Raw genomic sequence first — 11,762 nt, 5'->3', positions numbered from 1 at the left:
GACTGCGGTGTCACTGAAAAGCAAGACGAAGAAGACGAAGCCATGACTGATCGCATCCCCCTCTTGATCGACACCGACCCCGGCGTCGACGATGCACTGGCCTTGCTGATGGCCTTCAACGATCCGCGCCACGACATCGTCGGCCTGACGATTGCGGCCGGCAACGTCGGCCTGTCCCACACCGTGCGCAACGCGCTCAAACTCTGTGAAGTGTGCGGACGCGATGACATCCCGGTGTTTGCCGGTACCCCCGAGCCGCTGCTGCATCCGGCGCCGGATGCGGGTTACGTGCATGGACAGGACGGTTTTGGCGACATCGGCTACCCGCCGCCGCAGCGACAAGCCGAGGCCGAGCATGCTGCGCTGGCGATCCTGCGCCTGTCGCACGAGCACGCCGGCAAACTGCTGCTGGTCGCGCTGGGCCCGCTGACCAATGTTGCGCTGGCCCTGAAGCTGGACCCGACCCTTCCGCAGCGCGTGGCCCGGCTGGTGGTGATGGGCGGCGCGGTGACCGGGCACGGCAACATCACGCCATCGGCCGAGTTCAATTTCTACTTCGACCCGGAAGCCGCGCATCTGGTGTTCGAGGCGTTCGAACGCATCGACCTGGCGGACTGGGAAGCAACGCTGGCCCACGGCCTGTTGCATGAGCGCGTGGCCGGCTGGCTGGCGGCGGATTCGGACCGGGCCCGCTTCTACGCGGACATCTCCGAGAAGACCCGGCTGTGGTCCATCGACCGCCGCGGCGACCATTGGTATGCGGCGGACGCGGTCGCCATGGCCTTCGCGCTGGAGCCGGCCGGGGCGGTCGAGCTGGCCGAACGGCCGGTGGCCATCGAGCTGCAGGGCCGGCACAGCCGGGGCGCCAGCGTGGTGGATTGGCGGCGGGAGGGGGGCCGGCCGGACCGGGCCAACATCCTGCTCCAGTACGATCAGGCCCGCTTCGAAGGCCTGATCCAGGCCGCGCTGGCGGCAAAGTGAGGCTCCCGACCGGGGTCGGGTTGCGCCGGGCGGGAAGGGCAGGCTAAAATGCCGCTCTTCCATTCCCGCAATCCCCGGTTACCGATATGAAGGCCGACATCCATCCTCAGTACCGCGACGTCGTCTTCCATGACGTGACCTCCGATTTCAAGATCCTGACCCGCTCGACGCTGGCCAGCAAGGAAACCACGAAGTGGGAAGACGGTAACGAATACCCGCTGATCAAGGTCGAAATCTCTTCGGCCTCGCACCCGTTCTACACGGGCAAGCACAAGGTCATCGACACCAGCGGCCGCATCGACAAGTTCCAGAAGCGCTACGCGCGCTAATCCGGAAACTCGATTCGTCCCGAACGGCCGCGCCTCGTGCGCGGCCGTTTGCGTTTGCGGCGAACGCCGGTCCGCGCCGGCACAAGGCGAACACTTTGTTGCAGGAAAAGCCTAGTGCTTTGGTCTGAGAATGGCCTGCGACTGAGCGACGACTCAAAGTTGCCTATGCGATAATCGTGAAATCCTGGGGTTCATGCCCTGGACTCCCGTCACACGCCGACCGTGCCAACGGCCGGTGCTTCCCCACGAAGGAGCGCACACTGTGTCCGATCTCGACCAGGTCACGCTGACCGCAGGCGACAAGTCCGTCAATCTGCCGGTCCTCAAACCCACGCTTGGCAACGAATGCGTTGATATTTCCAGGCTGACCAAGGAAACCGGTCTCTTTACCTACGACTCCGGCTTCACCGCTACCGCCAGCTGCAAGTCGGCCATCACCTATATCGATGGCGACAACGGCGTGCTGCTGTACCGTGGCTACCCGATCGAGCAACTCGCCAAGCAGTCCAGCTTCCTGGAAGTGGCGTACCTGCTGATGAATGGCGAACTGCCTACCAAGGACGAATTCGAGAAGTTCGACCACGAGGTCACGCATCACACGATGATGCATGAGTCGCTGAAGAACTTCCTGCACGGCTTCCATTACGACGCCCACCCGATGGCCATGCTGGCCGGCACAGTGGCTTCGCTGTCGGCGTTCTACCACGACACCCTGGATCTGGAAGACCCGGAACAGCGCCGCCTGGCCGCCATCCGCCTGCTGGCCAAGATGCCGACCCTGGCCGCTGCCGCCTATCGTTATTCGATTGGCTGGCCGATCCGCTATCCGCGCAACAACCTGGACTACGTCAATCGCTTCCTGCACATGATGTTCGAAGTGCCGAGCGAACCGCTGGAGATGAATCCGGTGGTGGCCAAGGCGCTGGACCTGTTGTTCATCCTGCACGCCGATCACGAGCAGAACGCGTCGACCTCGACGGTGCGCCTGGTCGGTTCGACCGGCGCCAATCCGTATGCCTCGGTCGCTGCCGGCATCACCGCGCTGTGGGGCCCCGCTCATGGCGGCGCCAACGAAGCCGTGCTGAAGATGCTGGAAGAAATCGGCACCCCGGACAAGGTCGCCACCGCCGTGGCCAAGGCCAAGGACAAGGAATCGGGCTTCCGCCTGATGGGATTCGGCCACCGCGTCTACAAGAACTTCGATCCGCGCGCCAAGATCATCCGCGAGATGACCCATAAGGTGCTGGGCGAACTGGGCGTGGACGATCCGCTGCTGGAAGTGGCGATGAAGCTGGAAGAAGCCGCGTTGAAGGACGACTACTTCATCCAGCGCAAGCTCTATCCGAACGTCGATTTCTACAGCGGCATCATCTACAAGGCGCTGAAGATTCCGACCGAAATGTTCACCGTGATGTTCGCCATCGGCCGCACCGCCGGCTGGACGGCGCATTGGCTGGAACAGCAGATCGACCCGGAAGCCAAGATTGGTCGCCCGCGCCAGATCTACACCGGCTACCCGGTGCGCGACTACAAGGGTTTTGACCAGCGTTGAGCGGTCAAAACCCGATACGAGAAAACGCCCCGCATTGCGGGGCGTTTTTTTATAGTCAAAGTGCGCTTGCCTGCAATAAGGCATCGCGTCCAGCAGAAGTCAACGTGCTTCCAATTCCGGTGATGGAGCGACCGGTGCAGGTAAACCTAACTTCATAAGCCAATCCATTCAGGCGAATGCTTGATCCACTCGTCTTGCAGATAAACCCGGCTGCACCTAGTTCCGCGAAACCCAAAGTATTCGCGGCTGCATCAGTGGCAGTCGAACCCACGCCCGTGATTGTGGTTGCTCGCGGGATACCTTCTTGTGGATAGCCGCAGCCGAAATTGGACACATATCCTCCCAGAACGATGGTGGTTGTGCTGACGTTACATATATAGCCTGTTGCCGCCAGTAGACGGGCGACACCGAAAGCATTGACGCCAGCATCCGTCATGTACGTTCCGAGTCCACCAATACCTCGGGCGCGAGGGCTCGAATCACCCGTGTCACATCCGAAGCTGACTATGAATGCACCTGGCCCCCCGGCAAGTGAAGAGTAATTACAGCGCGTATTTGCCGAAATAAGTGTGGCCATCGAATTGGCGTTGGCCACTGCGGCGTCTAGAGTAGTGCCTACACCTCCCACACTTTTACCATCGTAACAACGCTTTACCGCAAATCCGCCTTGCAGAATTGTCGTGTCAGTTACGCAGCGAGTGATGGCGGCTGGCGCGGCGGATGCAGATGGCGTGGCAGCGATTGCAGAAAGGCTTGAACTTGCTGCTAGAACTGTCAATGCGATGGTGAACTTAAGCGTATCCATGCTAGCTCCTTGTTGGGACAATCAGTTCGGTGCTCCACTACAGGAGCAAGACCTCAATAGCACTGCTGCACATCGTGCAAGCGTTTGTCGCGTGTCCCATTCTGCAATCTGTTCCATTCGTCACGGGAAAGTGGCGATGCACTGCCCACAATTGCCCGTCCGGACGTTCCCCAAACACCGGATATGGTGCACGCCAGTATTAGAGAGCGTCGCTATTTCCATAGCGACGCTGCATTTCCGGCGGCGCCACCTCCTCGATGCTGTGGCCGATATTCCAGCGGTAGCCGAACGGATCGCGCACCACGCCGGAACGCTCGCCGTAGAACATGTCCTTGGGCGCCATCACCAGCGTGGCGCCGTGATCGAGCGCGCGCTGGATGGTGGCGTCTGCATCGTCCACGTGGACATGCAGGGTCAGGAAGGTGGGGCCGGCAGGATCGGGCCGGGTGATGCCGAACTCGGGAAATTCCTCGCACATCATCAAGGTGGTGCCCGCCAGAGACAGTTCGACATGGCCGATGCGGCCACCGGGTTCAACCAGGCGGAAGGTTTCGCTGGCGCCAAACACCTCGCGGTAGTGATCAACCGCGGCCTGGGCATCGTGGACGCAGAGGTAGGCAAACAATTCGTGGACGGTCATGGCTGGGCTTCCTGGATGGGAGGGCAGAGCATCCGCGACCGCGATTGTCGGGTATTGAAGAAAATGGAACGGTCAGGTTTGGGTGGGGGGCGGCGGGATGTCTGCCGCGCGGACGTGGCGCACACCTTGCCGCTGAGCGCGGCGATAGGCCTGCGGCGTCATCTGCGCAAAGCCATGGAAGTCGCGTACGAAGTGCGCCTGGTCGCTGTAGCCCGCGTCCGCCGCCAGATCGACCCAGCGCACCGGCTTGCCCGATGCCGGCAAGGCGTCGGCAAAGCGGCGCAGGCAGGCGTAGCGTTTGGGCGCCATGCCGGTGGCTTCGCGGAACAGGCTGGTGAAGCGACGGTGGCTGTAGCCGGACATCCGCACCAATTCATCGATACGCAGACCCTGCGCGAGCCGGGGCAGGGCCAGGGCGACCTGCGGATGCAGGGCGCGGGCAGGGCGCAGATGGGCCAGCAACTGTGCTTCCAGCACGGCAATCTGCGCCTGCGGCGACGCAGCGGCGTTGATCTGCCCGACCAGCCTGGCAGCCGCCTCCGGCCAGACCTCGGCCAAAGGCAGATGCCGATTCAGCAGCTGCGGCTCGGCCACGCCGAACAGCGCGTGCAGCGCGCCGGGGCGAAGCAGGGCACCGACCGAACCGGTCATCTGACCGGTGTCCTTCAAATAGGCGCGGTCGTGCGGCCCGGCGAGCACCGCATCGGAAATCCAGCGTGCCTGCACGTCGTCCAGATCCCGATACAGGCCCAGCGGCTGCCCACCCAGGCGAATTGCCAGATGCGCGCGCCCATCGGGCATCACCCATTCGCGCGTGCGGCCGCCTTGTTCGCCGGGTACGCGTGCAGGCGCCGCCCACAGGCTCTCCACCCAAGGGCGCAAGCTGAGGGCGGGCGGGTGCAGGCTCATGCAAGCGCGCTTCGCAGGCGTCAGCGGGACGCGCTGAGCTCGTAATCGGCAATCTCTTCTTCGGCCAGCAACAAGCGCAGTTGCGAAGTCGATGCGCGACGCATCGGCTTTTCATCGACATTGGACAACGGCGCCTGGCGCACCGCGTCCAGCGGCAGCACGGTCAGGTCAAAGCTAAGCTCCTCGGCGCTGAACAGACAGACCGGGGCATCGAGCACGCGCTCGCGGTCCATGCGCATCCGGCGCGTACGGCCTTCATTGGGAATGCCGTGCTCATCGAGGAAGCGGGCGACCGCGTCCGTATCGTCGGTATGCAGGTGCAGTTGCACCGGCGCGTTGGCGTCGGCGGTGCCTTCGAGCACCGGGCCAATCAGGCGCGGTGAAAAGGCATGGAAGAATTCCAGGGCGCGCAAAGCGGCCTCGCGTCTGCGCCGCAGCCCGGCCGAGTGCGCTTCGCCGACGAACAGGCGCTGGTACTCACGCAGGGCGTCCTCGATCTCGCGGTTGCGCGGCAGCGAGGCGTCATCGTGGATGCCGAGCCGATCTGCGGCCTTGAGTTTGGCTTGATGGAAGTCGCGGATGCCGCCTTCGGCCATCAGCCGTGCGGCTTCATGGGCGAGCCGGTGACGGCGCTCGCGTGTGCGGGTTTCGGCGTGCTGACGAGCGTGGTGCATGGCGAGCCCCTGCGTCGAAACTGGGCTCGAATGTACACGATGGTTCGTGAATGTAAATGAGGCGATCGCACCCGCCATGCAAACGCGCCAGCCGGAAGGGCTGGCGCGGTGGAGGCTCAGAAGATGTCGAAGGCTTCTTCGTCGGGCTCGTCCGGTCCGAAGTCGTCGAACTGCTGGATGCGATCCAGATCCTCGGTCTTGACCCACTCGGTGGCGCCGTTGGTGGTCACCTGGACCATGCCGGCCGGCGGATCGTTCTTGGCGATTGGCTTGTCCTTCAGCGCCACGCGCATGTAGTCGATCCAGATCGGCAACGCCGCCTTGCCGCCGTATTCGCGATAGCCCAGCGAGCGGAAGTTGTCGCGACCCACCCATACCGTGGTGACATAGTTGCCGCCGAAGCCGGAGAACCAGGCGTCGCGGTGATCGTTGGTGGAGCCGGTCTTGCCGCCCACGTCTTCGCGACCCAGCACCTTGGCGGCGGTGCCGGTACCGCGCTGGACCACGTCGCGCATCATCGACACCAGCTGGTAGGCGGTGCGTTCGTCGATGGCACGCGGCGCGGCCACGGTGCTGGCGGCTTCGGCTGGCTCGGGCGCGACCGGCGCTTCGGCAACCGGCGCCGGCGCTGCCGGCTTGATCGGCGCGGCCTGCTCGGCGCCGAAGTTGAAGCCATCCACCACGTCGTTGACCGGCGCGGCGTTGCCCAGCGAACTGCCGCCGCAACCGCGGCAGGCCACCGCCGGCTTTTCCTTGAACAGTACGGTGCCGTCGCGGTCCTTGACCTCGTCGATGAACCACGGCGTGACCCGCGAGCCGCCATTGGCGAACACCGCATAGCCGCGCGCCACCGACAGCGGGGTCAGCGAGGCCGTGCCCAGCGACATCGACAGGTTGGGCGGCAACTCGGCTTCCTCGAAACCGAACTGGCTGATGTACTTGCGCGCAAAGTCCACGCCGATCGCATCCAGCAGGCGCACCGAGACCAGGTTGCGCGACTGCACCAGCGCTTCGCGCAGGCGCATCGGGCCGCGGAAGCCGCCGCCGTCATTCTGCGGACGCCACATGTGGCCGCGGCGATCGCGGAACACCACGGGTGCGTCCAGCACGATTGAAGCCGGATTGAAGCCCTTTTCGAACGAGGCCGCATACAGGAACGGCTTGAAGCTGGAACCCGGCTGGCGACGCGCCATGGTGGCGCGGTTGAACTTGTTGCCGGCAAAGCTGTAGCCACCAATCAAGGCGCGCAGGGCGCCATTGTCCGCGTCCAGCGAGACCAGCGCGGCCTGCGCGCGCGGCACCTGGTCCAGCACGTACTGGCCCACTTCCTTGCCGGCGCGCACGCGCACCACGTCGCCGCGCTTGACCAGCTTGGCCGGGCTCTTGCCGGTCCACTGGCTGGCCGAGGCGGGCAACACCAGCTCGCTGGCGTCGGAAAACACCACGGTGGCGCTGCCGTCGTCGGCGGTCGCGGCGACGATCGCCGCGCGCAGGCCACCCTGCGGCACCAGCCCGGTCAGCTGCGCCGACAAGGCCTTGGCGTCGGCGTCGGCCGGCACGTCGACGTGCTTCTCCACGCCGTTCCAGCCATGGCGGCGGTCGTACAACTGCAAGCCTTCGCGCACGGCCTGGTCGGCCGCGGTCTGCAGATCCGCATCAATGGTGGTGGTGACGTGGTAGCCCTTGGTCAGCACTTCGCCGCCGAAGCGGGCGATCATTTCCTGGCGTACCATCTCCGCCACGTACGGCGCATACACTTCGACCGGACGCTCGTGCGGGCTGGCATGCATCGGTTCGGCTTTGGCCTGCGCCGCCTGCGCCGGGGTGATGTAACCGTCATCCAGCATCCGCTCGATCACATACACGCTGCGCTGATGGTTGCGCACCGGATTGCTGATCGGGTTGCCGCTGGAGGGGAACTTGAGCGCACTGACCAGGGTGGCCGACTCGGCCAGGGTGAGCTCGCTGAGCGGCTTTCCGTAGTAGTACTCGGCCGCGGCGGCGACGCCATACGAGCGATTGCCGAAGAAACTCTTGTTGAGATAGAGCTGCAGGATCTCGTCCTTGCTCAGCATCTTTTCGATGCGCATCGCCAGCATCATTTCCACCAGCTTGCGCGTGTAGCTGTATTCGGAGCTGAGGAAGAACTGCCGCGCCACCTGCTGGGTGATGGTGCTGCCGCCGGCCACGCGGCCTTCCTTGCGCGAGGCGATCTGCCAGACCGCCCGGCCAATGCCGGTCAGGTCCACGCCGTTGTGCTTGTAGAAATCGGAGTCCTCGGCGGCGATGAAGGCCTGCCGGACCGGGACCGGCACGTCCTTGATGTCGACCGGGTAGCGCCGGGTCTCGCCGAACAGGCCAATCAGCCGGCCATCACTGGCGTAGACGTACAGGGGCTCCTGCAGCTCGACATTTCGCAGCGCCTGGACGTCCGGAACCTTGGCCGAAACCACGTAATAAAGGATGCCCAGGGCGGCCAGGCCGGCAAGCGAAAGGACCAGGCCGGCGATGACGGCCCAGCGGATGTAACGGCGAAGACGTGGCATCCAGCACTTTCCCGATTGCAGAATTCTTGACGGCAGAGTATAGATGAGGGACAAGGCCGCCGACGGCGATCCTTGGGGGAACAGGGACTTGGGGAACAACCTTAGTGAATCGTGACAAGCCGCACAGGCACGAAAACTGAGGTTGCCAAGCGTAAAAACTTGGTTATTAATGTGGCCGGTAGCAGTACCGTCCAGTGCCCGTCGGAAGGGGAAAGACCGTGGGGCTAATCCCAAAAAGCCAGGCGCCGCTTATCGGCGTCGATATCAGTTCGACTGCGGTCAAGCTCCTGCAGCTTTCCCGCGTCGGTAACCGTTACCGCGTGGAGCACTACGCGGTAGAACCGCTGCCGCCCAATGCGGTGGTGGAAAAGAACATCGTCGAGGTCGAGGCGGTCGGCGAAGCCATTCGCCGGGCGGTCAACCGTGCCGGGACCAAGGTCAAGCATGCGGCCGCCGCCGTGGCGGGCTCGGCGGTGATCACCAAGATCATCCCGATGCCGGCCGAGCTGGACGAGAGCGACCTGGAAGCCCAGGTGGAGCTCGAGGCGGTCAACTACATCCCCTATCCCATCGAGGAAGTGAACCTGGACTTCGAGGTGCTGGGCCCCATGCCCAACAACCCGGAAATGGTCCAGGTGCTGCTGGCCGCGTCGCGTTCCGAGAACGTCGAGCTGCGCCAGTCCGCGCTGGAACTGGGTGGCCTGACTGCCAAGGTGATGGACGTGGAGGCCTTCGCGGTCGAGAACGCCTTTGCCCTGATCGCTGACGACCTGCCCATCCCGCAGGATGGCGTGGTCGCGCTGGTCGACATCGGCGCCACCATGACCACCCTGAGCGTCCTGCGCCGTGGTCGTAGCCTCTACAGCCGCGAGCAGGTATTCGGTGGCAAGCAGCTGACCGACGAAGTCATGCGCCGTTACGGCCTGACCTACGAGGAAGCCGGCATGGCCAAGCGCCAGGGCGGGCTGCCGGAAAGCTACGAAGTAGAAGTGCTGGAGCCCTTCAAGGAAGCCACCGTCCAGCAGATCAGCCGTCTGTTGCAGTTCTTCTACGCGGGCAGCGAGTTCAACCGGGTCGACCAGATTGTGCTGGCCGGCGGTTGCGCAGCCCTGTCCGGCCTGCCGGAAATGGTCGAGGAACAGCTGGGCGTGCCGACCGTCGTGGCCAATCCGCTGTCGCAGATGACCCTCGGTCCGCGCGTGCAGGCGCATGCCCTGGCCCAGGACGCACCGGCGTTGATGATTGCCACCGGCCTGGCGCTGAGGAGCTTCGACTGATGGCACGCATCAATCTACTTCCCTGGCGAGCCGAACGTCGCGCCCAGCGTCAGCGCGACTTCGTCACCATGCTGGCCCTGGCCGCCGTCGCTGGCGCCCTGCTGTCGTTCCTGCTGTGGTTCTACTACGACCGCCAGATCAGTGGCCAGAACGACCGCAACGCCTACTTGAACGCGGAAATCCAGAAGGTCGAATCGCAGATCAAGGAAATCGAGGCGCTCGACAAGCAGAAGGATCGCCTGCTGGCGCGCAAGAAGGTCATCGAGGAACTGCAGGCCAACCGCTCGCAGATGGTCCACCTGTTCGACTCGCTGGTGCGCACCATTCCCGATGGCGTGGCGCTGTCCAACATCAAGCAGGAAGGCGAAGTGCTGACCCTGGAAGGTCGGGCCCAGTCCAACGCGCGCGTCAGTGCCTACATGCGCAACCTGGAAGGTTCCGGCTGGATGACCAAGCCTGAGCTGAGCATCATCGAGGCCAAGAGCGAGGGCAAGGACGGCCGCGCGGTTGCCGCCACCACCGCCGCCAACAGCTCCCTGCCGTACGTGTTCAACCTGCAGGTGCGCCTGGCCAACCCGAATGCGACCGAGGGCGAAGGCCAGGAAGGCGCTGATGGTGCGGTCCCGGCCGCCGAAGCCAGCGCCGCCGCCACCGCGCCGACGCCGGCCGTCGTCGCCCCGGCGCCCACAGCGCCTCCGGCCAGCAGCACGCCCGCCGCGACGCCGCCTGCGGCCGCACCGGCTCCGGCCGCGACCCCGGCCGAGCCGGAGGCTCCGCGCACCGGACCGGTCAATGGTCAACCCAGCGCGCCACCGCCCACCTCGGGCAGCGGGAGCCAGTCATGAGCCAGAAAAAGACCTCGCTGAAGAACCTCGACATCAACAACATCGGCGGCTGGCCGCAGAACGCCAAGATCGGCTTCTGCGTCATCGTCGGGCTGTTCATCGTCGCCATGGCCTACCTGCTGGTGATCAAGGGCAAGCGCGAAACCCTGCAGGGCCTGGAAACCACCGAAGCCACCCTGCGCCAGACCTATGAAGACCGCCAGGGCCGTGCCGCCAACCTGGAGCCGCTCAAGCAGCAGCTGGCCCAGATGGAGCAGGTGCTGCAGCAGATGCTGCGCCAGCTGCCCAGCAAGACCGAAATGCCGGACCTGATCATCGACATCTCGCAGACCGCGCTGTCCAGCGGCCTGTCCAACGAGCTGTTCCAGCCTGGCCCGGAAACGCCCAAGGAGTTCTACGCCGAAAAGCCGATCGCCCTGCGCATGGTGGGTAGTTACCACCAATTCGGTGCCTTCGTCAGCGGCGTGGCCTCGCTGCCGCGCGTGGTCATCCTGACCATGCACGACATCTCGCTCAAGCCCAAGGAAGGCACGGGCAGCATCAATACCCGCGGCGCGCTGGAACTGTCGGGCACCGTCAAGACGTACCGCTACCTCGACGAGAAAGAAATCGAGGCGCAGGAGCAGGCAGCCGCGGAAGCGGCGAAGGCGGCAAAGAAATGAGCATGCGCAGTCATTCCGCATTCCGCCCGCTGATCGCGCTGGCGCTGCTGCTGGCCCTGGCCGGTTGTGCCCGCGGCATCACCAGCACGCCTGGCGATGCGCCGAACCTGGAAAAGTGGGCGGCCGACGTGCGCGCCCGCCCGGCGCCGCCGCTGGATCCGCTGCCGGTGATGCAGCAGTTTGAAACCTTTGAATATGCCGCCCAGACCCTGCGCGACCCGTTCAGCGATGCCTGGAACAACACCGACGGTGGTGGTCTCCGGCCGGATCCGAACCGCCGCAAGGAAACCCTGGAGCAGTATCCGCTGGACAGCCTGGACATGGTGGGCACCATCGGCCGCGGCCCGGGACTTATTGCGTTGGTGATGGCGCCTGACAAGGTGACCTACCGGATCCGTCCGGGCAACTATTTGGGGCAGAGCGACGGTCGCGTCACCGCCGTCGGCGAAAGTGGCATTGAACTTGTCGAACTAGTGCCGGATGGCGCGGGCGGTTGGCTGGAACGGCCGGCTTCAATTGCGCTTGAAGATCAATGATTGGGG

Annotated in this window: 12 protein-coding genes; 7 read left to right on the top strand and 5 right to left on the bottom strand. The window is 64.5% G+C overall.

Annotation, left to right across the window (positions count from 1 at the left end; translation table 11 throughout):
• The first annotated feature begins 42 nt into the window (after positions 1–42).
• The 3 genes from B5X78_RS05445 to B5X78_RS05435 all read left to right on the top strand — a co-directional run bounded on the left by B5X78_RS05445 (position 43) and on the right by B5X78_RS05435 (position 2,862).
• Positions 43–981 carry a nucleoside hydrolase gene (locus B5X78_RS05445; protein WP_079723425.1) on the top strand — a complete coding sequence of 313 codons (939 nt, stop codon included), beginning with the start codon at positions 43–45 and terminating at the stop codon, positions 979–981.
• An 86-nt stretch (positions 982–1,067) separates the two neighbouring features.
• Complete coding sequence (locus B5X78_RS05440; protein WP_079723424.1) at positions 1,068–1,310, top strand: type B 50S ribosomal protein L31; 243 nt, start codon at positions 1,068–1,070, stop codon at positions 1,308–1,310.
• A 262-nt stretch (positions 1,311–1,572) separates the two neighbouring features.
• Positions 1,573–2,862 (top strand): citrate synthase, encoded by a 1,290-nt coding sequence (locus B5X78_RS05435; RefSeq protein ID WP_079723423.1) that lies wholly within the window; start codon positions 1,573–1,575, stop codon positions 2,860–2,862.
• Positions 2,863–2,917: 55 nt separating this feature from the next.
• On the opposite strand, the gene B5X78_RS18370 is transcribed toward B5X78_RS05435, so the two are convergent.
• The 5 genes from B5X78_RS18370 to B5X78_RS05415 form a co-directional block, all read right to left on the bottom strand.
• Positions 2,918–3,667, bottom strand: a complete 750-nt coding sequence (locus tag B5X78_RS18370; RefSeq protein ID WP_139381414.1) for a hypothetical protein — start codon at positions 3,665–3,667, stop codon at positions 2,918–2,920.
• A 199-nt stretch (positions 3,668–3,866) separates the two neighbouring features.
• Positions 3,867–4,307 carry a VOC family protein gene (locus B5X78_RS05430; RefSeq protein WP_079723422.1) on the bottom strand — a complete coding sequence of 147 codons (441 nt, stop codon included), beginning with the start codon at positions 4,305–4,307 and terminating at the stop codon, positions 3,867–3,869.
• A gap of 72 nt (positions 4,308–4,379) precedes the next feature.
• A complete protein-coding gene (locus tag B5X78_RS05425) occupies positions 4,380–5,216 on the bottom strand; it encodes a helix-turn-helix domain-containing protein (RefSeq protein WP_079723421.1) in 837 nt (278 codons plus the stop codon).
• A gap of 20 nt (positions 5,217–5,236) precedes the next feature.
• Positions 5,237–5,890 (bottom strand): hypothetical protein, encoded by a 654-nt coding sequence (locus B5X78_RS05420; protein WP_079723420.1) that lies wholly within the window; start codon positions 5,888–5,890, stop codon positions 5,237–5,239.
• A 116-nt stretch (positions 5,891–6,006) separates the two neighbouring features.
• Positions 6,007–8,436, bottom strand: a complete 2,430-nt coding sequence (locus B5X78_RS05415) for a penicillin-binding protein 1A (protein ID WP_079723419.1) — start codon at positions 8,434–8,436, stop codon at positions 6,007–6,009.
• 218 nt (positions 8,437–8,654) lie between these two features.
• Between B5X78_RS05415 and B5X78_RS05410 the strand changes: the two genes are divergently transcribed.
• Genes B5X78_RS05410 through B5X78_RS05395 form a run of 4 tightly spaced genes read left to right on the top strand, consistent with a single transcriptional unit; the run spans position 8,655 to position 11,756 of the window.
• A complete protein-coding gene (locus tag B5X78_RS05410; protein ID WP_079723418.1) occupies positions 8,655–9,713 on the top strand; it encodes a pilus assembly protein PilM in 1,059 nt (352 codons plus the stop codon).
• Entirely contained in the window at positions 9,713–10,558 is an 846-nt protein-coding gene (locus B5X78_RS05405; protein ID WP_079723417.1) for a PilN domain-containing protein, read from the top strand. Before B5X78_RS05410 ends, B5X78_RS05405 begins: the two co-directional genes overlap by 1 nt.
• Entirely contained in the window at positions 10,555–11,220 is a 666-nt protein-coding gene (locus tag B5X78_RS05400; RefSeq protein WP_079723416.1) for a type IV pilus inner membrane component PilO, read from the top strand. Before B5X78_RS05405 ends, B5X78_RS05400 begins: the two co-directional genes overlap by 4 nt.
• 2 nt (positions 11,221–11,222) lie before the next feature.
• Positions 11,223–11,756 carry a pilus assembly protein PilP gene (locus B5X78_RS05395; RefSeq protein WP_425478689.1) on the top strand — a complete coding sequence of 178 codons (534 nt, stop codon included), beginning with the start codon at positions 11,223–11,225 and terminating at the stop codon, positions 11,754–11,756.
• The last annotated feature ends 6 nt before the right edge of the window (positions 11,757–11,762 follow it).

This window comes from Pseudoxanthomonas indica, from assembly GCF_900167565.1.
In the GTDB taxonomy this organism is placed as follows: Bacteria; Pseudomonadota; Gammaproteobacteria; order Xanthomonadales; family Xanthomonadaceae; genus Pseudoxanthomonas_A; species Pseudoxanthomonas_A indica.
This window is presented reverse-complemented; position numbering and strand designations above follow the sequence as displayed.

Bases quoted from the DNA above. Each gene is read 5' to 3' on its own strand.
- B5X78_RS05445 (WP_079723425.1), top strand. From the start codon at position 43: ATGACTGATCGCATCCCCCTCTTGATCGACACCGACCCCGGCGTCGAC.
- B5X78_RS05440 (WP_079723424.1), top strand. From the start codon at position 1,068: ATGAAGGCCGACATCCATCCTCAGTACCGCGACGTCGTCTTCCATGAC.
- B5X78_RS18370 (WP_139381414.1), bottom strand. From the start codon at position 3,667: ATGGATACGCTTAAGTTCACCATCGCATTGACAGTTCTAGCAGCAAGT.
- B5X78_RS05430 (WP_079723422.1), bottom strand. From the start codon at position 4,307: ATGACCGTCCACGAATTGTTTGCCTACCTCTGCGTCCACGATGCCCAG.
- B5X78_RS05425 (WP_079723421.1), bottom strand. From the start codon at position 5,216: ATGAGCCTGCACCCGCCCGCCCTCAGCTTGCGCCCTTGGGTGGAGAGC.
- B5X78_RS05420 (WP_079723420.1), bottom strand. From the start codon at position 5,890: ATGCACCACGCTCGTCAGCACGCCGAAACCCGCACACGCGAGCGCCGT.
- B5X78_RS05415 (WP_079723419.1), bottom strand. From the start codon at position 8,436: ATGCCACGTCTTCGCCGTTACATCCGCTGGGCCGTCATCGCCGGCCTG.
- B5X78_RS05405 (WP_079723417.1), top strand. From the start codon at position 9,713: ATGGCACGCATCAATCTACTTCCCTGGCGAGCCGAACGTCGCGCCCAG.
- B5X78_RS05400 (WP_079723416.1), top strand. From the start codon at position 10,555: ATGAGCCAGAAAAAGACCTCGCTGAAGAACCTCGACATCAACAACATC.
- B5X78_RS05395 (WP_425478689.1), top strand. From the start codon at position 11,223: ATGCGCAGTCATTCCGCATTCCGCCCGCTGATCGCGCTGGCGCTGCTG.